The 22,640-nt window shown below is 42.0% G+C and carries 20 protein-coding genes; 9 read left to right on the plus strand and 11 right to left on the minus strand.

Translation table 11 applies throughout. The features are described 5' to 3' along the window. Positions 1 to 173: 173 nt before the first annotated feature. The gene (gene pflB, locus AACW06_RS07800; RefSeq protein WP_168522647.1) at positions 174 to 2,450 is read right to left on the minus strand and encodes a formate C-acetyltransferase; all 2,277 of its coding nucleotides are present in this window, start codon (positions 2,448 to 2,450) and stop codon (positions 174 to 176) included. Between the two features lie 265 nt (positions 2,451 to 2,715). Next, complete coding sequence (locus AACW06_RS07805; protein ID WP_192074643.1) at positions 2,716 to 4,263, minus strand: DUF3360 family protein; 1,548 nt, start codon at positions 4,261 to 4,263, stop codon at positions 2,716 to 2,718. A 612-nt stretch (positions 4,264 to 4,875) separates the two neighbouring features. Here AACW06_RS07805 and AACW06_RS07810 point away from each other — a divergent pair. The 4 genes from AACW06_RS07810 (at position 4,876) to AACW06_RS07825 (ending at position 8,036) form a co-directional block, all read left to right on the plus strand. Further along, a complete protein-coding gene (locus tag AACW06_RS07810) occupies positions 4,876 to 5,646 on the plus strand; it encodes an ABC transporter ATP-binding protein (RefSeq protein ID WP_053310076.1) in 771 nt (256 codons plus the stop codon). A 101-nt stretch (positions 5,647 to 5,747) separates the two neighbouring features. Continuing rightward, complete coding sequence (locus AACW06_RS07815; protein ID WP_192074644.1) at positions 5,748 to 6,524, plus strand: ABC transporter substrate-binding protein; 777 nt, start codon at positions 5,748 to 5,750, stop codon at positions 6,522 to 6,524. Between the two features lie 91 nt (positions 6,525 to 6,615). Next, entirely contained in the window at positions 6,616 to 7,356 is a 741-nt protein-coding gene (locus AACW06_RS07820; RefSeq protein ID WP_192074645.1) for an ABC transporter permease, read from the plus strand. Positions 7,357 to 7,358: 2 nt separating this feature from the next. Further along, the gene (locus tag AACW06_RS07825) at positions 7,359 to 8,036 is read left to right on the plus strand and encodes an ABC transporter permease (RefSeq protein WP_053310073.1); all 678 of its coding nucleotides are present in this window, start codon (positions 7,359 to 7,361) and stop codon (positions 8,034 to 8,036) included. Positions 8,037 to 8,089: 53 nt separating this feature from the next. Here AACW06_RS07825 and xthA read toward each other — a convergent pair whose 3' ends face one another. Continuing rightward, on the minus strand, positions 8,090 to 8,896 hold the full coding sequence (gene xthA, locus AACW06_RS07830) for an exodeoxyribonuclease III (RefSeq protein ID WP_192074646.1): 807 nt from the start codon (positions 8,894 to 8,896) through the stop codon (positions 8,090 to 8,092). A 217-nt stretch (positions 8,897 to 9,113) separates the two neighbouring features. Between xthA and AACW06_RS07835 the strand changes: the two genes are divergently transcribed. Then, positions 9,114 to 11,231 (plus strand): methyl-accepting chemotaxis protein, encoded by a 2,118-nt coding sequence (locus AACW06_RS07835; RefSeq protein ID WP_192074647.1) that lies wholly within the window; start codon positions 9,114 to 9,116, stop codon positions 11,229 to 11,231. Between the two features lie 40 nt (positions 11,232 to 11,271). On the opposite strand, the gene rsmS is transcribed toward AACW06_RS07835, so the two are convergent. Genes rsmS through dinG form a run of 4 tightly spaced genes read right to left on the minus strand, consistent with a single transcriptional unit; the run spans position 11,272 to position 14,886 of the window. Next, positions 11,272 to 11,430 carry a pleiotropic regulatory protein RsmS gene (gene rsmS, locus AACW06_RS07840; protein WP_192074648.1) on the minus strand — a complete coding sequence of 53 codons (159 nt, stop codon included), beginning with the start codon at positions 11,428 to 11,430 and terminating at the stop codon, positions 11,272 to 11,274. A gap of 1 nt (position 11,431) precedes the next feature. Continuing rightward, positions 11,432 to 11,980, minus strand: coding sequence for a primosomal replication protein (locus AACW06_RS07845; protein WP_053310069.1), 549 nt, complete (start codon positions 11,978 to 11,980; stop codon positions 11,432 to 11,434). Next, a complete protein-coding gene (locus AACW06_RS07850) occupies positions 11,977 to 12,756 on the minus strand; it encodes a sulfite exporter TauE/SafE family protein (protein ID WP_192074649.1) in 780 nt (259 codons plus the stop codon). The genes AACW06_RS07845 and AACW06_RS07850 overlap by 4 nt, the downstream gene beginning before the upstream one ends. Positions 12,757 to 12,810: 54 nt before the next feature. After that, positions 12,811 to 14,886 carry an ATP-dependent DNA helicase DinG gene (gene dinG, locus AACW06_RS07855; protein ID WP_192074650.1) on the minus strand — a complete coding sequence of 692 codons (2,076 nt, stop codon included), beginning with the start codon at positions 14,884 to 14,886 and terminating at the stop codon, positions 12,811 to 12,813. Between the two features lie 515 nt (positions 14,887 to 15,401). Between dinG and AACW06_RS07860 the strand changes: the two genes are divergently transcribed. Next, on the plus strand, positions 15,402 to 16,403 hold the full coding sequence (locus AACW06_RS07860) for a porin (protein ID WP_176246235.1): 1,002 nt from the start codon (positions 15,402 to 15,404) through the stop codon (positions 16,401 to 16,403). A gap of 173 nt (positions 16,404 to 16,576) precedes the next feature. Then, a complete protein-coding gene (locus tag AACW06_RS07865) occupies positions 16,577 to 17,254 on the plus strand; it encodes a DUF2057 family protein (protein ID WP_192074651.1) in 678 nt (225 codons plus the stop codon). 50 nt (positions 17,255 to 17,304) lie between these two features. On the opposite strand, the gene AACW06_RS07870 is transcribed toward AACW06_RS07865, so the two are convergent. From AACW06_RS07870 to AACW06_RS07885, 4 genes are all read right to left on the minus strand, one after another. After that, complete coding sequence (locus AACW06_RS07870) at positions 17,305 to 17,772, minus strand: YchJ family metal-binding protein (RefSeq protein ID WP_176246237.1); 468 nt, start codon at positions 17,770 to 17,772, stop codon at positions 17,305 to 17,307. A gap of 95 nt (positions 17,773 to 17,867) precedes the next feature. Continuing rightward, positions 17,868 to 19,082 carry an EAL and HDOD domain-containing protein gene (locus tag AACW06_RS07875; protein WP_192074652.1) on the minus strand — a complete coding sequence of 405 codons (1,215 nt, stop codon included), beginning with the start codon at positions 19,080 to 19,082 and terminating at the stop codon, positions 17,868 to 17,870. A 100-nt stretch (positions 19,083 to 19,182) separates the two neighbouring features. Beyond that, positions 19,183 to 19,917, minus strand: coding sequence for a UDP-2,3-diacylglucosamine diphosphatase (gene lpxH, locus AACW06_RS07880; protein ID WP_192074653.1), 735 nt, complete (start codon positions 19,915 to 19,917; stop codon positions 19,183 to 19,185). 37 nt (positions 19,918 to 19,954) lie between these two features. Beyond that, positions 19,955 to 20,449: a peptidylprolyl isomerase gene (locus tag AACW06_RS07885; RefSeq protein ID WP_053310062.1), complete on the minus strand. Its 495-nt coding sequence runs from the start codon at positions 20,447 to 20,449 to the stop codon at positions 19,955 to 19,957. 179 nt (positions 20,450 to 20,628) lie between these two features. Between AACW06_RS07885 and cysS the strand changes: the two genes are divergently transcribed. Both cysS and ruvC read left to right on the plus strand, forming a co-directional pair. After that, positions 20,629 to 22,011 carry a cysteine--tRNA ligase gene (gene cysS / locus AACW06_RS07890; protein ID WP_192074654.1) on the plus strand — a complete coding sequence of 461 codons (1,383 nt, stop codon included), beginning with the start codon at positions 20,629 to 20,631 and terminating at the stop codon, positions 22,009 to 22,011. 99 nt (positions 22,012 to 22,110) lie between these two features. Beyond that, entirely contained in the window at positions 22,111 to 22,632 is a 522-nt protein-coding gene (gene ruvC / locus AACW06_RS07895; RefSeq protein ID WP_192074655.1) for a crossover junction endodeoxyribonuclease RuvC, read from the plus strand. The last annotated feature ends 8 nt before the right edge of the window (positions 22,633 to 22,640 follow it).

Raw genomic sequence — 22,640 nt, forward strand, 5'->3', positions numbered from 1 at the left:
ACTACAGGAAAAAGAACGAATTAAGTGGATAAACCTAGGATAGAAGAGGCATAAATGTGCAGAAGGTTACATTTATATAAAATAGGTTGAATTGTGCCATTGGTTGGTCGTTATAAATAAAAACCCCACTCAATGAGTGGGGTTTAAACTATCTAGCTATTTAATCAGCTGAATTATAGAGATTCAGTGAAAGTACGTGCGATTACGTCGGCTTGTTGCTCAGCAGTTAGCGAGTTAAAGCGAACAGCGTAACCTGATACACGGATAGTTAGCTGAGGGTACTTCTCTGGGTGCTTAACAGCGTCTTCTAGAGTTTCGCGGTTAAGAACGTTCACATTTAGGTGTTGACCACCTTCAATGCCAGCTTCATGGTGGAAGTAACCATCCATTAGACCTGCAAGGTTAGCACGTTGGCTGCTTTCTTCTTTGCCCAGCGCATTTGGAACGATAGAGAAGGTGTAAGAGATACCATCTTGAGCATCAGCAAACGGTAGTTTCGCTACTGAAGTCAATGATGCTACAGCACCTTTTTCATCACGACCGTGCATTGGGTTTGCACCCGGTGCAAATGGAGTACCAGCGCGGCGACCATCAGGAGTGTTACCTGTTTTCTTACCGTATACCACGTTTGAAGTGATAGTAAGGATAGATTGCGTTGGGATTGCATTACGGTATGTATTCAGTTTACGGATTTTGCCCATAAATACGCTAACAAGTTCACAAGCGATGTCATCAACGCGAGGATCGTTGTTACCAAATTTAGGGTAATCGCCTTCGATTTCAAAATCGATGGCTAGACCGTCTTCATCACGAATTGGTTTAACTTTTGCGTATTTAATTGCTGAAAGTGAGTCAGCTGCAACAGATAGACCCGCAATACCACATGCCATAGTACGAATAACATCGCGGTCATGTAGAGCCATTAGTGAAGCTTCGTAGCTGTATTTGTCGTGCATAAAGTGAATGCTGTTTAGTGCAGTCACGTATTGTTTTGCCAACCAGTCCATGAAGTGGTCCATCTTGTCCCACAATTCGTTGTAGTCAAGATATTCGCCAGCAATCTTGTCCATCTTAGGACCAACTTGGATTTTAAGCTTCTCATCAATACCGCCATTGATGGTGTAAAGCATAGTTTTAGCAAGGTTAGCACGAGCACCGAAGAACTGCATTTGCTTACCAACAACCATTGGCGATACACAACAAGCAATTGCGTAGTCATCAGAGTTCATGTCTGGGCGCATTAGATCGTCGTTTTCGTACTGGATAGAAGAAGTATCGATAGATACTTTTGCACAGAAACGTTTGAAGCCGTCAGGTAGTTGCTCAGACCAAAGAACAGTGATGTTTGGCTCTGGAGAAGGACCCATAGTGTATAGGCTGTTTAGGAAACGGAAGTTAGAACGCGTAACAAGCGTACGACCGTCAAGACCCATACCACCCATAGATTCTGTTGCCCAGATTGGGTCACCAGAGAATAGTTCATCATATTCAGGAGTACGTAGGAAACGAACCATACGTAGCTTCATTACGAAGTGGTCGATCATTTCTTGAGCTTGTGCTTCAGTAATTTTGCCTGCAGCAATATCGCGCTCGATGTAGATATCTAGGAAAGTTGAAGTACGACCTAGAGACATTGCAGCACCATTTTGAGACTTAACTGCTGCTAGGTAGCCGAAGTAAGTCCACTGAATAGCTTCTTGTGCAGTTTGTGCTGGCTCAGAAATATCAAAACCATATTTAGCAGCCATTTTTTTGATTTGGCCAAGCGCACGGTGTTGCTCTGCAATTTCTTCACGAAGTTGCATGGTCATTTGAAGATCTTCACCATTCTCAAATTTCTCTTGAAGAGAAGTAAATTGAGCTAGTTTATCTTTCATTAGACGGTCGATACCGTATAGCGCAACGCGACGGTAGTCACCGATGATACGACCACGACCGTATGCATCTGGAAGACCAGTTAGAACACCAGACTTACGACATGCTAGGATATCAGGAGTGTAGATATCGAAAACACCAGCATTGTGTGTTTTGCGGTATTCTGTATAGATTTTTGAAACCATTGGATCAAGTTCGCGATCGTATGCTTTACAAGAACCTTCAACCATGCGGATACCACCATTAGGGATGATAGCGCGCTTAAGTGGTTTTTCAGTTTGTAGACCGACGATAGTTTCAAGATCTTTTTCGATGTAGCCTGCATCGTGAGCAGTGATGGTAGAGATAACAGAAGTGTCGAAATCAACAGGAGCGTGAGTTGAGTTCTCAATTTTAATACCTTCCATTACTTTAGCCCAAAGCTTGTTAGTTGCTTCAGTACCTTCAGAAACTAGGAAAGATTCATCGCCTTCATACGGCGTATAGTTCTTTTGAATGAAATCACGAACGTTAACTTCATTTTGCCACTCACCTGCAGCAAAACCTTCCCAAGCTTTAGCAAATTGCTCTGCCATGACATACCTACCTTTTTAGTAGAAAAAACACATACTGTCTTCACTGTTGAGCCAGTTATCCCCGAAGGGAGCAGTACACTTATTAATAACAATATCTATATACATACTATTCAATCATCTGAATATAGATATTGTGATTTCGTAACTTGTTTACAATAGTAAACTAAAATTTTTTTGCAAAACTTAAACTAAATCAATAAAACTTAAAAAATTAAAATAAAGTTTGGGTAGTGCTTTTGACACTACCCAAATCAGTATTAGTTTATTATAGCCAAGCTTTCAGACCATATTGACTTTCTAACATACCGACAGCAAGCATAGCAACCAAGCAGATGATAAACACCCCGACAGGGATGATAATTTTATCGGCAAACGATAGTCGAGACGCACGCTCTTTATCACCGATAAGGCCGTTGTTATCTAGGAACATTGTTAACGCCCAAGCAAGCACTGGGTTGGTGACGATAGAAGCAAAGATACAGATACCAGCCGCCTGTGAATCTTTTGTGTCACGAACCATTTGCATACCGGCTTCTAGAAGCGGTAGAGATACACCTACTAAAAGAGCAACACGCATTACTGGTGGCCATACCGCAACATCCATAGGGAACCCAAGTACTGCGACAATGATACACAGTGAACCGAGTAAAATCGCTCCTGCTGGGATAGGGCGTTTAGCAATCGCAGCAGGGATCATGTAAGTACCCCAAGAAGAAGTGATGTTACCACCACCAACTGCAGTACCAACCATTTGACGTACAGAACACATAGTCATTGTGTCATCAACGTCCATTAATACTTTTTCAGTCTTTTTCGGGTAGTTAAGTTCTTGGAAAATACGGTGACCTAAGAAATCTGGTGACCACATTGCTACGGCTAAAATCGCAAAAGGAAGAGAAGCAATGAAGTGTTCAAGGTTTGGTAAACCTAGCATCCAACCTTCAGAGGTTGAACCCCACCAGTACGCAGGATTTAGATTTGGTAGGCCCATTTGAGTTTCAAATTTGATATCGAAGCCTGCGCCAAGTACTAAAGCGATAGCCAAACCAGTAAACGCACAAACAGGAATCGCTAACCAACGTTTGTTAACTTTTGCTAGGTATGCGTAAATACCAACGGTAATACCGAGAACGATAAGACCAACGTAACCCATACTGCCAGCAGCGACATCCGCAGATTGCAGACCTGTAGCCCAATCTTGGATAGAACTAATTTGGCTCATGGTACCAGTTAAACCAAGGAATATAAGTAAGCCACCCGCCGTACCTTCCGAGGTAAGGTTGACCAGTTTTGAACCCCCTTTCAAAAAGCTCAAAATCAAGCCGAAAACACCGATCAAAATTGCTAGAGCAAGTGGGTGAGCACCCGCCAATGCAATCGTACCGATGAGTGGGATCATTGGGCCGTGGTTACCGGCAAGGTTTGCGCGTGGATTTAAGAAACCAGAAGAAATGATACAGAAAAGGAGTGCTGGAATAAGCATTTCCACACGAGCGACTTCAATAGCAAACTCTTTGCCAAGGTTTACGTGGTCCCATGCCTCGGTTAGACCTTGAGCCCAAGACATCATTACTGCTGAGTACATCGCGATAATGCCGATAGTACCTGCAAGCGCAGGAACAAGATCTTCGAGTTCAAAACGGAAATCACGACCAGGAAGGTTTAGACCAAAGCGGCGTGGTTTCATGATTTGTAGTTCATGATCTAAATAATCTGAACGGCTTGCAAACTCAGATGCTGGTCGGTGTAGCTCACGATAGCTTTTGCTCTCGATATCCGAATCAGAGTGAGTATTTTTCACTGCGTCTGACATAGATTCCTCATATTTTAAAAAGTTAGTAATTCGTAATGAATCGCTAGTAATTCGCACGTTGCGGTAACGCTTTAATTGAATATGCTGCACATTTTGTACGTGCTTGAACAGTATCAACTAAAAAAGAAATTTGGTCATTTTTATGGCCTTATCTTTGTTGGCGAGTTTAACGTGCTTAATCTACAGCGTGATTGATCTTGATCACTTTACGAATAATTGTGAAAGAAAACTACGTCAACCCAATAAAAACGGGCGCTTAGCACAAAAAACCATGAAAGATTTTTTCAGATTGTGATGTTGTATAAATTAATAGTCATGGAATTCTGTAACAAAACTTTATGTGTCTGTATGTATACTTTATAGATAGAGAGAATGCTTTTCTTTACGGAATTGTTAATGAAACACATTGCCCGTTAACTCTTTGCTGTGTCATTTATATGCGCCATATGAAGAAGTATTGGCTAAAATATGAATATATAGTCACATAATATAACTAAATATCCCTTGTTTGCAGGTTAATAATTTGTTGCATGTTTCTGGTGTGAATGCTAGTTTGTATCGAAAACAAGAGTTGGAATACTCTAGCAGTGGAAAATACAGGGAGTTAAGCGCATGAATGATGTACCCGCGCTGAATATTAAAGAACTGCACAAAACTTTTGGGCAAAACGAAGTACTTAAAGGCATATCACTAGAAGCTCATAAAGGCGATGTTATTTCGATAATTGGTTCTTCAGGTTCCGGTAAGAGTACCTTTCTCCGATGCATCAACTTACTCGAGACACCAACGTCTGGAGAGATTTGGGTGGATGGTGAACTCATTCAGATGAAGAAAAATCGTCAAGGAGAATCTTCTCCAGCTAATGAAAAGCAAGTACAGCGAATTCGTTCTCGATTAGCGATGGTTTTTCAAGGATTCAACCTTTGGTCTCATATGACAGTTTTAGAAAATGTCATTGAAGCACCTGTTCATGTCCTTGGTGTGCCTAAAGCTCAAGCTTTAGAAAATGCAGAGTTACTACTCAAAAAAGTAGGTTTGTATGAGCGCAAAGACTATTATCCAGGACACTTATCAGGTGGTCAGCAGCAACGTGCGGCAATTGCAAGAGCACTTGCTGTTGAGCCAGAAGTTATGCTGTTTGACGAACCAACATCAGCCTTAGATCCTGAACTGGTTGGTGAGGTATTAGGGGTTATGAGAGACTTGGCAGAAGAAGGTCGTACTATGTTGGTTGTTACGCATGAAATGGCTTTTGCACGTGATGTCTCCAACCATGTGATGTTCCTACATCAAGGACGAGTTGAAGAACAGGGCAACCCAGCGAAATTGTTCACGGCTCCTGAGTCTGAAAGACTCAAGCAATTTATTTCTTCAATCTATTAGCTAGTATGGTCACTTTTGTGGCTGTTACTTTTACCGCCACAATTAATTAAAGCAACACAACATTATCAAAAAAGTAACATTTCAATCACAGGAGTATGGAAATGAAAAAGTGGTTATTAGTTGCAGCTGTTGCTGCTAGCGCAATGACGGGTATGGCTCAAGCGAAAGAATGGAAAACGGTTCGCTTTGGTATCGAGGGTGCTTATCCTCCATTTAGTTGGACAGAAGCAGACGGCTCTTTGAAAGGGTTTGATGTGGATATGGCTAATGCCTTATGTCAAGAGATGCAAGTCGAATGTAAGATTGTGCCACAAGATTGGGATGGGATTATTCCGTCACTGCTTGCTCGTAAATACGACGCTATCATTGCGGCAATGTCCATTACTGAAGATCGTAAGAAAAAGGTCGATTTTACTGGTAAATACGCGCAAATCCCTAACAAGTTTATTGCGAAGAAAGGTGCAAACCTCGACTTTTCTAAAGAAGGTTTAAAAGGCGTTAAAATTGGTGTGCAACGTGCAACTACACACGATAAATATCTAACAGATAACTACGGTGATGCGGTTGAAATTGTTCGTTATGGTTCATTTGATGAAGCCTACCTTGACCTAGCTAACGGCCGTATTGCAGCTGTATTGGGTGATGCTTCTGCATTAGAAGAAGGCGTGATCAATAAAGCGGGTGGCGAGGCGTATGAATTTGTTGGCCCATCACTCACTGACGCTAAGTGGTTTGGTGATGGAATGGGTATTGCGGTTCGTAAACAAGACAAAGAATTGACCAAAAAACTTGATGCGGCAATCCAATCTTTACGTGACAAAGGCGTTTACAGCACAATTGCAGCTAAATACTTTAACTATGATGTTTATGGTGAATAAGCGATAGCTTTTTCTTCACCAATTCCTAGCTGCTGGCGCCTAGTTCCAGAAGTACCCAGCAGCTAGATTCCTCAGGGACTAGGAACGAATTATGTTGGATTTACAAGGATATGAAGGCTCGATATTTAAAGGGGCGGTATTAACCATAGAAGTGGCCGTTCTATCTTTGATATTGGCAGTGATACTTGGCATGCTCGGAGCGTTGGCAAAGCTTGCACCATATCGTTGGGCAAGGGCGATCGCGACTCTGTATACGACGATTATTCGTGGTATCCCCGACCTCGTATTGATGATGCTTATTTTCTTTGGTGGTCAAATTCTGTTGAATAATAGTCTTTATTCAATTAACGAGTGGTTAAACAATTGGTTTATGGCAAGCGACCCAAGCCATGAATGGACTTCTTACCTACCAGACTACATTGATGTCAGCCCGTTCGTCGCAGGGATACTGACAATCGGTTTTATTTTCGGTGCCTATATGGCTGAAACCTTCCGCGGTGCAATTATGGCGGTTGATAAAGGCGAGTTAGAAGCAGCTAAAGCGTATGGTATGAGTTCTATTTTGGCATTTAGACGCATTTTGCTACCTCAAATGGTCCGCCACGCCTTGCCAGGGTTTGGTAACAACTGGTTAGTTCTGCTAAAAACGACGGCGCTTGTTTCCATCATTGGATTGGAAGACATGGTCCGGGTCAGTTCATTAGCCGCTGGTTCGACGAAAATGCCGTTCACTTTTTATATGGCTGTCTCAGTGATATTCCTTTTCTTTACCAGTGTATCAACCGGCCTACTCAAACTGGTTGAACGTAAGTTCAGCATTCACACGAGGTAAATATGGACTTTTCCCTTATTACTCAAAGTCTGCCTATCTATTTTAGTGGGTTGTGGACAACGGTTTGGCTGGTAGCATTGTCATTGATTATTGGTTTGAGTGTAGCCATACCACTAGCCGTGGCTAGAAACAGCCATAATTACTTTATTAGTATGCCTGCTTGGGCTTATACCTACTTTTTCCGTGGAACACCTTTATTGGTTCAGCTTTATCTCATCTATTACGGCATGGATCAGTTCTTCCCAGTGAAGGATACCCTGTGGGAAAATGCATGGTTCTGTGCACTGGTGGCATTTATATTAAATACATCAGCTTATACCGCAGAAATTATCCGCGGTGCGATTAACGGTTTACCTAAAGGTGAAGTGGAAGCGGCAAAAGCATATGGCATGAGCACATGGAAAACGTACCGTCGAATCATTTTACCTAGTGCACTGCGCCGTGCTTTACCTGCCTACAGTAATGAAGTGGTATTCATGCTACATGGTTCTGCGGTAGCAGGTATTGTGACCATTATGGATTTGACTGGTGCTGCACGTTTGGTCAATTCGCGCTACTACGCGCCTTTTGAATCATTTCTTACGGCGGGGCTGTTTTATATGGGCCTTACGTTTATTATTTTGTTTTGTTTCAAGCAGGCAGAAAAACGCTTTTTGGCATATTTAAGACCGCTCAGTTAATTAAGGTTTAATGAATGAAAAAGAGCGCTTCGAGCGCTCTTTCTGATGGTGATTTAGGAAAAAGTAGACCAGATAGGGGCGTGGTCAGACGGTTTTTCAATGCCCCTTAGCTCATAATCAATGTCGGACTCTTGGCATTTGGCTGCTAAGCTCAAGGTGGCAAGAATCACATCGATACGCAGACCTCTATTATCATCAAAACCTCGAGAACGGTAATCAAACCATGAGAATTGGTCGTTAGTTTCTGGGTGCAATTGACGGAAGGTATCAATCAACCCCCAGTCTTTAAGTGTTTTTAACCATTCGCGCTCTTCCGGTTGAAAAGAACATTTGCCAGTTTTCAACCAACGCTTACGGTTTGGTTCACCAATACCTATGTCTAAATCAATAGGGCTGATATTAATATCGCCCATGACAATGATTTGCTCACTTGGAGAGTGATATTCCGTTAAATAACCCATTAAGTCTTGGTAAAACTGGCGCTTGTATGGGTATTTGGTTTCATGGGCAATATTGTCGCCTTGTGGGAAATAGCCGTTTAATATCGTTACTTTTTCACCTGAATTATCTTCAAATGTCGCGATGATCATTCGTTTTTGATGGTCTTCGTTATCGGTAGGAAAACCTTTTTGAACAGAAATTGGCTGCTTTTTGCATAACATAGCAACACCATAGTGCGCCTTCTGACCATAAAAATAAACGTGGTAGCCCATCGCTTCGACGTCTTCAATTGGAAAGGCTTCATCATGAACTTTGATCTCTTGAAGACCAATGACATCAGGTTGATGTTTATCGATGATAGCTTGTAGCTGATGCAAGCGAGCTCTCAACCCATTGATGTTAAAACTAATGACTTTCATTGCTGATCCTTTCGTTGGTCTGTTAAAGAAGATGTTACCATTTAGAAACGTGAGGACAAGATGAAAACCTAGTAAACAATAAATATGGTAAGCAGCTACTGAGTTCCCTATTGATATTTTTATAAACTTATAATTGATCTCTTGGGTTAATATGGTTAATTTGGTTGAACCATTCACTCTTTAAAAAATTAAGCTGATGCAAACATAGGGATGTTGTATGCGAACACTATCGGTCCAGTGGAAAATTACACTTTTGGCAGGCTTTTGCTTGTTGATTACTTCACTATCACTCATTGGTTTTTCGGTTTATAACGCCGTTAATAACCAATATATTATTAAGCAGCAAAGTTCCGACTCAGTGGCCACTAAGTCACAACAATTACTGCAAACACGTGCATTGCTCAATGCGACCGAAGTGTCAGAATACCTAAGTGAGGCGATGTTCAGAGCAGAAATGCTGGCAGCGAATGCCCTGTTTTTTAAAACCAATACCGAAGAGAACTTTGGCGAAAGTGAAGTACTACGTACGGCACTTGATGAAATGGTCCGTAAGTCAGTTGTGGGTTTCCCAAGTATTCAAGGGGCTTACCTTGTATTTAAACCCGATATGCTCGACGGGGAAGACGCAAACTATGAAAATGCGGCCTATGTAGGTTCAAATGAAATTGGTCGGTTTGCAGCCTATTGGTTAACGGCAGCCAATGGTGGAAATGTTGTTGCTAATGTATTAAGTGAACAAGCGTTAAAAGATGCGAAAGAGAGCGAACGATTTGCTTGTCCATTATCTGATGCCGAAACCTGCATTTCCTCACCAAGAATGATTCAAAATGACGATGGTTCCTTTCTCTCTTCTTCAATCTCTGTGCCTATTTTAATCGACGGCTTGCCGATAGGATTTTTTGGTATTGACCTAGCACTCACTCCATTAGTTGATATTGCTCTAGGTTCCGATCACAACCTTTTTGAAGGTAACGGCAAAGTGTTTATTACCAGCGCAGAAGGCTCGTTGATCGCGAGCGATGATTCATCGCTCACATTAGGTAAGTCATTATCGAGCGCTGTTTTGACGGTTCGGGAAATGCAAGAGTTTCGTGCTAGCCAAAAGGTGCAGGCGAAATGGAGTGATGATGGTCAATGGCTCATAGTTTTTGCTCCAATTAATGTCGCTAACCAAACATGGGGAGTGATATTTGAAATGCCTAAAGCGAGCGTATTGGCAGATGCGAGTCAACTCGATCAAATCATTACTCAGCAAGTAGAGAGAGGCATCCAAACTGAACTGCTGGTGGGTACTATTTTAGTGCTACTTGGTTTAGGTGTTATTGCGTTAAGTGCTGCGAAAATCGTAAAACCAATTAGAGAAGTAGCATTACGTTTACAAGATATTGGTTCAGGAGAAGGGGATTTAACTCAGCGTCTTGTGGTGACGTCACAAGATGAAATTGGTCAACTGGCAAACGGGTTTAATCAGTTCTTAGATAAATTGCAGTCGATCATTCAACAAGTGGTTGAAACGGCGAATCAAGTAGCGCAGACCACAGTTCAAGCACGTAACGCTGCTGTTCAAACACGAAGCAGTAGCGAGTCTCAGTTTAAAGAGATGGATTTAGTCGCCACCGCCTCTGAAGAGATGACGCAAACGGCCAGTCTTGTGGTACAAAATGCTGAAGCTGCGGTTAATGCGGCTTCTCAAGCCAATAGTTCTGCATTGATTGGTCAGGAGGTGATTCGTGCCTCTGAAGCTGAAATGCATAAGCTTGTGGTACGGATGAGCGATGCGGTTCCGGTAGTAGAAGAACTCGCACGCAACAATGCCAATATCACCGAAATTTTATCGGTCATTGAAGGTATTTCAGAGCAAACCAACTTGCTCGCTTTAAACGCGGCAATCGAAGCGGCTCGCGCTGGAGATCAGGGACGAGGCTTTGCAGTGGTTGCTGATGAAGTACGTAACTTAGCGCAACGTACTCAAGATTCGGTCGGAGAGATCCGCCAAGTTATCGAAAAGGTGCAGCAAGGTACGAAAGGGGTCGTCGAGGTTATCCAACAAGGTAATGAATTGGCAAATGGTACGGCTGAGCAAGTGCAGAAAGCAGTTGTCGAGTTAAGTACAGTTTTTGAGTCAATCTCTGCCATTAACGATATGAACAGCCAGATAGTGAAAGCGGCTGAAGAGCAGCAAGCGGTGTCAGGTGAGGTTAATCAAAACTTATCGAATATTCGTGATTTAAGTGCGCAAATACTCGAAAGAGCCGGTGAGTCAGAATCGGTCGGCTCTCAGATCAGTGCGCTTTCTGCTAAGCAGCAGCAATTGGTTGGGCAATTCAAAGTTTAGCGTTAAGCACATTAAGCTAAAAGGAGCGAGTTTTCGCTCCTCAATTTTTATTTGCTTTAATCTTACGCAATAAATCTTGTTGTACGATTTGCATGGCAGCTAGTGCTATCTCTGGCGCGATTTCATTGCTTTCAAGCAAATAAATGAGGTCAACGGCGAGCTTAACCTCTGCGGGGGCGGTGTCTAAAGCTGAGTCCATGTTATTGGTTTTTCTCTCTGAAGGTGATTTGTTTTTCAATTTTTGCTTTTGCTTCTTGGCAACGTTTAAGTCGTTGCTCGGCGGTTATCAATGCCTGTTGTGCTTGTTGCTGATTAAAGGCAGAGGTTTGTCGCAAACTAAGTTCTTTATCTCTGACCATATCCATCAAACGTCGCTCCCACTCTTGGTGCTGTGCAAGCTCTTGATATAAGGCATTAATTGGTTTTCGGTAGTAGCTACTATGCTTGGGTTCGCTTTTTCTAATCGATAGGGTAGAGATTTCTCTTTGTATCGCTGAAATTTGGGCTAGTAAACGTTCGGTCAGATATTCGGCGCGTTGGCTTGTTAAACGATTCGTTTCTTGCTCGCGCATGATGGAATCATAAGTCGACTGTGTTTCCAGCACACAAGGTACTAATAAATGAGCTTTGCAACGAAACAGTCGCTCATCGAATAGAACGTGGTGATGTTCACCGCGAGAACGGTCAACTTGCGCAGCCTGTTGTTTAAGCTCATCGATTAAGGTCTTAAGCTTTGAAAAATGATTCATAAGGTGACAAACCATGCGTCATAGGCGAGTTTAAGCGCGAGAACACTGACCACGCTAACAAATACAGGGCGAATAAATTTAGCCCCAAAGCGAATGGCGGAATGTGCGCCAACAAATGCTCCAGCCATTAAGCAAACCCCCATGGTTAGGCCTAAAACCCAATCGATATGGCCCAATATAGCAAAAGTCACCAATGAGGTAAGGTTACTGGTGAAATTCATCGCCTTTGCCAACCCAGAAGCAAGTAATATATTCAGTCGATACAAAGCCATTGAACTAACGGTCCAGAATGCCCCCGTCCCGGGGCCGGCAAGGCCGTCATAAAACCCTAGTGTTAAGCCTTGAATATATTGTTTCTTATGTAAAGTCGGGCAAGGTTGCGGGCTGACATTTTGCTTCGCATCTGGCGTTTTATGCCAAATCGTATAAACCGCTGCCGCCAAGATAATCAGTGGTAGCACTTTTTGTAGCCAATCGGTACTAATGGCATCAACCGCAAAGGTGCCAATAACCGCACCAATAAATGTCGCCACAAAGGCTCGTAGCCAGCAGCGAGGTTGGAATAGTTTTTTGCGGTAGTAGGTGAAAGCTGCGGTCGATGAAGCAAAGGTAGCGGCTAGCTTATTAGTACCCAATGCAATGTGTGGTGGTAGACCAATAGACAGCAATGCAGGTACGGTTAGCATGCCGCCCCCGCCTGCGATAGCATCAATAAACCCCGCCACAAAGGCGACGAGTGCTAATACAACCAACATGGTTGGTTCAACAAGTTCCATGAATAAAATAGGCCCTAAGTTATTGGATAAAAAGGCGCAACCTTGAAGCCTTAATTAATATTCGATATTTCGTTTAAAGGGTGGCAAAGAGTCGAGTAGTGACTTGCCATAGCGTTTGGATACAATGCGTCGGTCAAGAATGACGATTCTACCAGAATCTCTTTCTTTACGCAGCAATCTCCCCGCTGCTTGAATCAGCTTTTTGCTGGCCTCTGGCACGGTAATTTGCATAAAAGAGTTTCCTCCCCGCTTTTCAATATATTCTGCATGTGCTTGCTCGACTGGCGAAGTCGGAACAGCAAAAGGTATTTTAGTGATCACCAAGTTTTCTAGCAGTTCCCCTGGTAAGTCCAAACCTTCCGAAAAGCTACTCGTCCCAAATAACACACTTGTTTTTGCACACTGCACTAGCATTTTATGTTTATTTAGAATTTCTGAGCGCGATGAATCGCCTTGTATTTGTAAGGCCCAGCCTTTTTTTACAAAATCGGCTGCCAGTTTTTCTGCTACTTCACGCATTTGCCAATAAGAGGCAAACAATACCAAGTTAGCTTTACCATCGGTAATAAATTCCGGTAAACGTTCGACAAGATAATCAGTAAATTCTTTGGCCTGCGGCTCGACACGCATAGTAGGGATCAACAACTCAGCTTGACCTTGGTAGTTAAAAGGAGATGCTAATGCCAAAAAGCGTGTGCCGTCTTCAGCTTTTTCGCTGACCCCCGCTTGTATGCAGAAGTAGCTAAATGAATTGAGTGCTCGCATCGTCGCTGAGACTAAAATAGCGCCTATGCAACGGCTCCAAATTTGCTTATCCAGTTGCCAACCGATTTCAAGGGGCGAAACACTAACAACAAAGTCACCGTCTCGTTCTGGGTGTAGCTCTAGCCAGCGAGCTAAGGGGGCTCCTTTTTCTCGTTGAGGTTCAGCCATTAATGCCCAAACTTGTGCCAAGTTATCTAATCTTTGACTATAAAAACCGAGTTCAGTCAATGCTGGCTCGGCAATTCTGGCGGCTAGCTCGCCTTCCTTTACGCGCTCTCCAATAAGGTCCGCTATTTTTGCGAGCGATTGATTCGCTTTTTGTGAGAGTTTTTTTAGATCTTTTGATTCGGTTTCAAGCCATTGTGGAAGTTCACCGTGCTCGAATCGATAGCGTTTTTCTACAAATTGTTCAGGAACAAACTGTTTCGCGAGTTGGTTTAAGCTTGGGATCAACTGTTGAATGGATTCTTGTAGCTCGTTTCTAAAACGAGCCACTCGTCTTTCTTCTGCCAAACTAGCAAACTTGGTGACCGACTGGTTGAGCTTTTCCAACCAACTTGCTGCCCCTTTTAAACTGGCCGATGCCGATGCATGGTCACGGGCCACGTGAGGCAGGTGATGCGCTTCATCAAAAATATAAATAGTATTTTCAGGCTCGGGCAGAATAACGCCACCTCCTAGATCAGCATCAGCCATCACTAAACTGTGGTTTGCGATGATGACATCAGCTTTATCGAGCTCTGAGCGGGCTTTTTGAAAAGGGCAATCCCTGTGACCTGGGAAACTACCATTACAACTATGCTTATCGCTAACAATTAAACGCCACAGTTCATCTTTTATCGCCTTTGGCCATGAATCTCTATCGCCATCCCATTTACCTTTGGTCAATCTGTCGTACATCGTGGCTAAAAGATCGATATCTTTTTTCTGCGGTTTGGTTTCGAAAAGCGCAATTTGGCTTTCATCTGCGCCACATGCTACCGCCAGTTTTTCAGCGCAGCAGTAACGTTGTCGACCTTTTGCCAAAATAAAAGAAAATTCGCGGTCAGTAATACGGCGAAATAGAGGTAAGTCTTTACTAACCAACTGTTCTTGTAGTGCAACAGTTGCCGTTGAGATCACAACTTTTCTATTGTTTAACACCGCAACAGGGATGGCCGCCATTAAATAAGAGAGTGATTTACCAATACCAGTACCAGCTTCCGCAACCAAAATACGATTTGATTTGTGATATGAACCACAAAGTGTCTTAGCGATTTCTGCGACTAGAAAGTTTTGGCCACGACGAGGAATGAAATTTTCCAATTGAAATTGCAGTTTTTGATAACTGGTGCGAATGGATTGTTGGATTTTGGTAGTAAGCATAATGGGACCTAAATTGCGGAAATTCGATGGTAGCACACTTTGCTAAAGTATACGCAGTTCACGAAATCGTATGCTTTTCAATTAAATCTAGACCTTCTTCACAAAAAAAAACTGAACCTTCCGGAACTTATATTTATTTTAGGTTGTGAAACATATAAAACTACGTCAGGGCTTTAATTGTGGTTTTTTGTTCTAAATAATGAGACAAAATACCACTTTATTGGTCAATAAATCTAATGATGAATTTTTATTATCATTTATATTTAGTGATGTTTATGGTTGTAGCTTACTCGTATTTTTATGAAAAACACGCTCAAGGCATTGTTTTTAAATGATTTTATAAAAAATTAGGCTTGTTTTTTAGGATATTTGACATAAAGGATAATCTTTTGCAATCTAGCTATCGAGATTTAATGGCGGTGACGAACTAAATTGAAATTTAGAAGTTGCCATCAAAAACAACATAAGGGAACCGGACAAGGAATTCCCACACTAAGAAAAGGCAGTGGATTATTATGAAAAAGACTCTATTAGCATTAGCAGTTATGGCTGCAGCTGGTTCAGCTCAAGCTGGCATCGAAGTTTACAATAACGAAGGTGTTACTGTTAACCTAAAAGGTGATATCGAAGTTGTTTATGTTCAAGCAATTGCTGAGAATTCTGAATTCAAACAAGAAATCCAAGATGCAGATTTTGGCTTTGATGTACGTTACGCTATTAACGATGATCTACAATTCGGTGGTTACTGGGAATTTGATGGTGCATCAAGTGATGTTACTAAAGGTACCAGCAAAACTGCTAACGTAGGTGATGCTTATGTCGCACTTTACTCTCAATCTATGGGTTCTATCAAAGTAGGCCGTACTTGTGGTGCTCTTGATGATGCAGGTGTAGGCTCAGATTACCAATTTGGTGCTGATTCATTCTTTAGCAACGGAAGTTCTTTCTGTAGCGATGAAATGATTCGTTATGATTTAGACAAAGGCATGTTCTACGGTACAATTGCTTATGCTCAAGATAAAAATGAGAACCTTAAAGCAGAAGTAAATGGTGTTAAAGATGTTTTAGCAATTGGTAAAGATGGTTCTTATATTGATGCTAAACTAGGTTTACGCGTTGCAGATTTTGATTTTACGGTATCTTATGGTGATGCAGATGCAGCTGCAATTAAAGCGGATGAGTCGCTATTAGCACTAGAAGCACGTTATGCAGGTATTGAAAATACTAACCTAGCTGTAGCTTATTATACCATTGATGGTGATATGGCTAACCCTGGAACTGACGTTAAACGTGATAATATCTATCTAACTGCTGATTATACGTTTGAGAAGTGGTTGTTTGCTGTTGGTTACAACATGGCGAGCACTGATGTGGTAAATTCTAAAGATGTTGACACTTGGTTTGTTAACGCTGGTTACGCATTAGCGCCAAACACAACAGCATACGTAGAAGTGGGTGGCAACGATGCTGACAACACTGACACTGGTGTAGCTCTTGGTGTTAAAGCAAGCTTCTAATCATAGAATATGATTCAAGTTTTCAAGGCCACCCTTCGGGGTGGCTTTTCTTTTTCCATCATATTATTCAAAAATATCCATCAAACTTTCAGCATTCTGTTTGCTTTGTTAAAGATAAAACAGCGTGTTAGTGGTATCTTGAGCAAAAGGATTAATTCAAGGAGTCAGTTTTTGTGAAAAAAATAAAAGTGCTTTCATTTGCTCTTACGGCATTGGCTTTTTCTGTCAATGCAGCAACGCTAATTCCAGCCAAAGGCGTTTCTATTTTGTATATCAATGGCCAAAATGCGCAGTCAAAGATTGGTAAAAATGAAATACAGTCAGGCACCAATCAGCTTATCGTTCGCATGGATAAAATCCTAGGTAAGGGTAGCAATGGTTCGGTGTTTACTTCAGACCCTTATGTGTTGACCTTTGAGGTTAATGGCGATGAAGTGAAAGTAAACCATCCAATCGCTCGCAGTGTTGCAGAAGCCGAAATGGTATTTAAAAGTGAAAACCCACAGTGGCGCATAGAACAAGACAATCAACCGCTTGCTTATATGCAAGACCAATTACAAGGTAAGAAAGGTTTGCTTCCATTTATGGGGCTTGATGGATTAGTCGCTGATTACAACAAAGCTCAAGGTATTAACTTTGTTGATGGTGTGCTAATGACGACAGCGCCTGCTGTTACAGTGGCAAGTGCTAGCTCGGTAGAGACTAAACCGCTAGAGCAAGTAAGCAGTGAACAAGCTAGTTCTTATATAAATGCAGAGAGCCAAAATTTAGAACAACTCAAAGCGTGGTATTTAAAATCATCCTCGCAAGAACGCAAAACGTTCCGTAAGTGGATGATCGACCAAGAATAATCGTCCTCAATCATTAAAACGCCAAACTAGAGAGTTTGGCGTTTTATCTTTTAAGCACAACATTTTTTAAATTTTTTGCCGCTGCCACATCGGCACGGGTCATTTCTGCCAATTTTGCTTTGCTGGTATTGCTCAGGAAATTGACCATCGATATAAAACCAAAGGCCATTGTGTTTGATAAAACGAGAACGCTCTTCTAAGCAAAATTGCTGGTTATCTTGCTCAAAGTAAGCTTTAAAATGGACAAAACCTTCATCGGCATGGCTGCCTGATTTTGCTTCAACAACCTTCAAACCACACCAGTTACTATTTATCGACTGTTCGATTTCAGTGCGCTGGCGTTCTGCATGACAGTTAGGGTGGTAAGTTGTGATAACAAAATCGACTAAACCAAGTACATGTGCACTGTAACGTGCGCGCATTAGTTGCTCGGGGTGAATGGCTAAGGAGTGGTCGCCATGAATGGGCTTACAGCATTTTTCATAACTGGCGGCATTGCCGCAGTAACAGGTTGTCATTTCAATCTCTACAATTGGGCTTACACAATGCAGAAGTGTAGAGATTAACAAGTGAAGTGTCTAGAACATGCCTCGATTGAGAGCATACAACCTGATTATGCGCTGGCTGTACATAACTCTGTTGCCCATTTAACCGCTTCATCATAGCAAGCAGCAATATCTTCATCGCTCAATTGTAGCTGCTGTGCAATTTGAGTAACAGTATCCCACTGTGCGTGTTCATAAGCTTTTGTGAGGTTAAGAAGTTGGCCTAACACACCTTCACCTTGAGTAAGCGCTAACTTGACCTCTTCTTCAATCGGTATCTCGTCTATTATGCTTTCGAGTGATTGATCAAGTAGGCTATCTAGTAGCGAAAACATACCGGTCAAAAAGCCTGCACCGGGCGCTAAGGTCAATTTAGCTTTTACTGCAATGAGTTCACAATAACGTGCTCGTTGAATAGATAAACCATAAAGATGGTCAGGTTTTGACTCTTGGGTAGAAGCTATCGCGACTAAAGAAACAAACTTACGTAAACGTTGCTCTCCGAGGTACACCAAAGCTTGCTTAAATGAATGTATTTTTGCACACACCATTGCCGATGAATTAACAAAGGTTAAAAGCTTATATGACAGTGTTACATCAATAGCGACCAAACTTTCGATGGCTGAATAGTCGAGCTCCTCTTTTGCTATTTCTTTAAATAGCTGAACGACGGTCAGAAACGAGGGCTCTAGTGCTTTACGCTGTAGTAATTCTGGCTTGCTAAAGAAATAGCCTTGAAAGTATTTAAAACCAGCAAATTTTGCCTGTTCAAATTCTTGGTATGTTTCTACCTTTTCCGCTAGGAATGCAATTTTAGTTGCGCCTAACTTCTTAATAAAAAGTTTCGCCTTTTCAATCGGTATTACTCGAATATCAAATTTTATAATAGAAACATAAGGGAAGAAGGGTAGCCATTCTTTGCGCGGAACAAAATCATCTAACGCAATCTGGTAGCCTAAATGGGCAATTTTTTTGATCGCTTCTAGTAATTCTGCAGTGGGTTCGCAGTCCTCTAACACTTCCACAACTAGGCTATTTACTGGAAAGAGTGTAGGGATTTGATTGATGAGACTTTGGTAAGGAAAATTAACAAACCCTAAGCGATTACCGAGGGTCTCGTAATGGGTCGATAAAAAATGGTCAGACAACAAACGACTGGTCGCTAGCTCAGGGTCAATATCCGGAAATGTATTTTTTGGCCCATCCCTAAAAAGTAATTCATAACCTATAGTTTGACGATCACTATTTAGTATTGGTTGCCTAGCAACATACGAATATTTCAATGCGAGACTCTTTTGGTTATTGATGATTACAACAGTAGCGAGTATAACTGAAATTGTAACTTTTAATTGCAACAATAACGCTACAAGATGTGACGAATTTCTAACTATCTGATTTAAACTGTCGGGTTTCAAGTTTAAAGCCATTATCAGCATAGACTAAGACTGAGCCTTGAGTATGCCAGTCACCAAGCACAATCCGCGTTGTTTCTTTATTTAATTGTTTTGTGTGATGAATGTCAGGTCGATGGGTATGGCCGTGGATCATTAAATCGACATTATGCTTACGCAACACATAATCGACCTCTGAAAGCGTAACATCCATAATATCAAGTGATTTCATTTGTTTATCACTATTAATGTCAGATTGAACTTTGCCAACAATACGCATTTTTAACGAAAAAGGTAATCGGTTGAAAATCCACTGTAACCAAGGTTGGTGTACTTTCTTGCGATACTGTTGGTATTTTATGTCTTGAGTGCACAAGGTGTCACCATGCAATACCACCGCTTTTGTGCCATACAGGTTGATAACGTGCTCTTCATCGAGAAGGATAATGCCCGTTTCTTTTGCAAAACGCTTCCCGAGTAAAAAATCTCGATTACCTTGAGTAAAATAACAAGGGATGCCTCGACCTGTAAGACGGCTAAATTCAGCTTTTATTTGATCCGCAAAAGGGGAGTCATCATCATCGCCAATCCAAAATTCGAATAGATCACCAAGCACGTACAATGCATCGGCATAAATCGCTTCTTCGCGCATAAAACGTACAAAACAGTCGGTGATATCGTGGCGAAAAGGGCTAAGGTGTAAATCAGAAATAAATAGTGTATGCATAATTAAAATTAAGGAGCGCCAAGCGCTCCTTCTACCGTTACTCTTCGATGGTCGTGCTAGTGATGAATACTTCTTCTAGCGGTACATCTTGGTGCATACCCATAGAGCCAGTGCTAACGCCTTTAATCTTATTTACGATGTCCATGCCTTCGATTACTTCGCCAAATACACAGTAACCCCAACCATCTAAGCTTTCTGAGCGGAAGTCCAAGAAGGTGTTGTTGTTCACGTTAATAAAAAATTGAGAACTTGCCGAATGCGGTTCCATGGTACGAGCCATTGCTAGCGTACCGATTTTGTTGCTCAAGCCGTTATTCGCTTCATTTTTAATTGAAGCGCGAGTTGCTTTCTCTTTAAGGCCTGAGGTCATGCCACCGCCTTGGATCATGAAACCATCGATAACACGGTGAAATAGGGTGTTATCGTAAAAACCGTCACGGCAGTACTGTAGAAAGTTTGCGCTTGTCTCTGGTGCTTTTTCTTCATTAAGTTGAATTTTAATATCACCAAAATTCGTGTGAAGGATGATCATGATGGTTACCTTATATCTATTTTTATTGAAGCACGGATTTTAACTGAACTTTCGACACATTCAAATCAACAAATCTGTTTGTTGTTGGGAATAATCGTCGAGATTAAGGATGACCTAACTAGGAGAGAGTTGTTATACTGTGAAACTGTTTTAGTTCAAACCGTTATTAGATAGAGATCATGCTGAAAATATATAACTCACTCACAAGGCAAAAAGAGGAATTTAAACCCATCAATGCTAACAAAGTTGGCATGTATGTCTGTGGAGTCACCATATACGATCTCTGTCATATTGGTCATGGTCGTACCTTTGTTTCTTTTGATGTGGTTTCACGTTACTTGCGCTATTTAGGTTATGACTTAACGTTTGTACGTAATATTACTGACATTGATGACAAGATCATCAAACGTGCGGCAGAAAATGATGAATCTTGTGAGTCACTTACAGAGCGTTTAATCGCTGATATGCATGCCGACTTCGATGCACTGAATATGAAGCGCCCTGATGTTGAACCAAGAGCAACGGGCTACATTCAAGAAATTATTGAACTGGTTGAACGTTTGGTCGAACAAGGCTTTGCTTATGTCGCAGATAATGGCGATGTAATGTTCGAAGTTAGCAAGTTTGATGAATATGGTAAGTTATCGAAACAAGATTTAGATCAGCTGCAAGCTGGTGCTCGTGTTGATGTTGAATTAGCAAAACGTAGTCCACTGGATTTTGTGCTGTGGAAAATGTCTAAACCAGGCGAGCCAACATGGCAATCGCCATGGGGAGATGGTCGTCCTGGATGGCATATTGAATGTTCTGCAATGAACTCGGCGATTTTGGGTAATCATTTTGATATTCATGGTGGTGGCTCTGACCTTCAGTTTCCGCACCACGAAAACGAGATCGCTCAATCATGCTGCGCACACGATACTACTTATGTGAACACATGGATGCACAGCGGTATGGTGATGGTTGACCGCGAGAAAATGTCTAAATCACTCGGCAATTTCTTCACCATTCGTGATGTTTTGGCTCATTATGACCCTGAAACGGTTCGTTATTTCTTGATGTCTGGCCACTACCGCAGTCAACTCAACTACAGTGAAGAGAACTTGAAACAAGCGCGAGCGTCATTAGAACGCCTATATACCGCGTTAAGAGGCCTTGACCTTTCAGTCGCTGTTGCTGGTGGTGATGAGTATGTTAGCCGCTTCGCTACTGCGATGAATGATGACTTTAATACGCCTGAGGCTTATTCAGTGTTGTTCGATATGGCACGCGATATCAACAAGCTAAAAACGGAAGATCTTCATCAAGCAAGCCAACTAGGTACATTAATGCGTGAGTTGGCTGACGTAATAGGTATTTTGCATCAAGACCCTGAGGTTTTCCTTAAAGGGGATGCCGGTGATGATGAACAAGCGGCTGAGATCGAAGCCTTGATCAAATTACGTAACGACTCTCGTGCAGCTAAAGATTGGGCAAACGCAGACTTAGCGCGCGATAAACTCAATGAATTGGGAGTCATCCTTGAAGATGGGCCAAGTGGTACAACGTGGCGTCGTAAATAATTACGTTCGTTAATGTATTGAAAATGGGCTTAAACTTCGTAAGTTAAGCCCATTTTTATTGTTAGTAGTAGCAAGCGTTGTTTACGAAAAAAGGTATTCATGTCAATTATTTTGGGGATAGACCCAGGTTCGCGTATTACGGGCTATGGAGTGATTCAACAGCAAGGTCGCTACCTATACTATTTAGGTAGTGGTTGTATCCGTACCTCTGAAAAACAACTTCCCGGACGTTTAAAACAAATTTATGCTGGCGTCAGTGAGATCATCACTCAGTTTCAACCTGATGTATTCGCTATTGAGCAAGTCTTTATGGCAAAAAACGCAGATTCAGCTCTTAAACTAGGGCAAGCCAGAGGAAGCGCCATTGTTGCCGCGGTGAATGCCGATCTACCTGTCTATGAATATGCCGCAAGGCTTATTAAGCAAGCGGTCGTTGGCACGGGTGGGGCAGATAAATCTCAAGTCCAACACATGGTTCAACATATGCTGAAATTATCAGCGAAGCCGCAAGCGGATGCGGCCGATGCGCTTGGGGTTGCTATCTGTCATGCCAATACTAATAAAACGCTGATAGCATTAGCAGGCCAAGCAACTAGCGCTAAAAAAGGCCGTTATCGCTGATAACTCAG

Origin of the sequence: Vibrio sp. S12_S33, from assembly GCF_963889785.1 — a bacterium.
In the GTDB taxonomy this organism is placed as follows: domain Bacteria; phylum Pseudomonadota; class Gammaproteobacteria; order Enterobacterales; family Vibrionaceae; genus Vibrio; species Vibrio aestuarianus.

Coding starts and splice junctions, on each gene's coding strand:
- pflB (WP_168522647.1), bottom strand. CDS start 2,450: ATGGCAGAGCAATTTGCTAAAGCTTGGGAAGGTTTTGCTGCAGGTGAG.
- AACW06_RS07885 (WP_053310062.1), bottom strand. CDS start 20,449: ATGATCATCCTTCACACGAATTTTGGTGATATTAAAATTCAACTTAAT.
- cysS (WP_192074654.1), top strand. CDS start 20,629: ATGCTGAAAATATATAACTCACTCACAAGGCAAAAAGAGGAATTTAAA.
- dinG (WP_192074650.1), bottom strand. CDS start 14,886: ATGCTTACTACCAAAATCCAACAATCCATTCGCACCAGTTATCAAAAA.
- AACW06_RS07850 (WP_192074649.1), bottom strand. CDS start 12,756: ATGGAACTTGTTGAACCAACCATGTTGGTTGTATTAGCACTCGTCGCC.
- AACW06_RS07810 (WP_053310076.1), top strand. CDS start 4,876: ATGAATGATGTACCCGCGCTGAATATTAAAGAACTGCACAAAACTTTT.
- AACW06_RS07835 (WP_192074647.1), top strand. CDS start 9,114: ATGCGAACACTATCGGTCCAGTGGAAAATTACACTTTTGGCAGGCTTT.
- AACW06_RS07815 (WP_192074644.1), top strand. CDS start 5,748: ATGAAAAAGTGGTTATTAGTTGCAGCTGTTGCTGCTAGCGCAATGACG.
- ruvC (WP_192074655.1), top strand. CDS start 22,111: ATGTCAATTATTTTGGGGATAGACCCAGGTTCGCGTATTACGGGCTAT.
- AACW06_RS07820 (WP_192074645.1), top strand. CDS start 6,616: ATGTTGGATTTACAAGGATATGAAGGCTCGATATTTAAAGGGGCGGTA.
- AACW06_RS07860 (WP_176246235.1), top strand. CDS start 15,402: ATGAAAAAGACTCTATTAGCATTAGCAGTTATGGCTGCAGCTGGTTCA.
- AACW06_RS07805 (WP_192074643.1), bottom strand. CDS start 4,263: ATGTCAGACGCAGTGAAAAATACTCACTCTGATTCGGATATCGAGAGC.
- xthA (WP_192074646.1), bottom strand. CDS start 8,896: ATGAAAGTCATTAGTTTTAACATCAATGGGTTGAGAGCTCGCTTGCAT.
- rsmS (WP_192074648.1), bottom strand. CDS start 11,430: ATGGACTCAGCTTTAGACACCGCCCCCGCAGAGGTTAAGCTCGCCGTT.
- lpxH (WP_192074653.1), bottom strand. CDS start 19,917: ATGCATACACTATTTATTTCTGATTTACACCTTAGCCCTTTTCGCCAC.
- AACW06_RS07825 (WP_053310073.1), top strand. CDS start 7,359: ATGGACTTTTCCCTTATTACTCAAAGTCTGCCTATCTATTTTAGTGGG.
- AACW06_RS07870 (WP_176246237.1), bottom strand. CDS start 17,772: ATGACAACCTGTTACTGCGGCAATGCCGCCAGTTATGAAAAATGCTGT.
- AACW06_RS07845 (WP_053310069.1), bottom strand. CDS start 11,980: ATGAATCATTTTTCAAAGCTTAAGACCTTAATCGATGAGCTTAAACAA.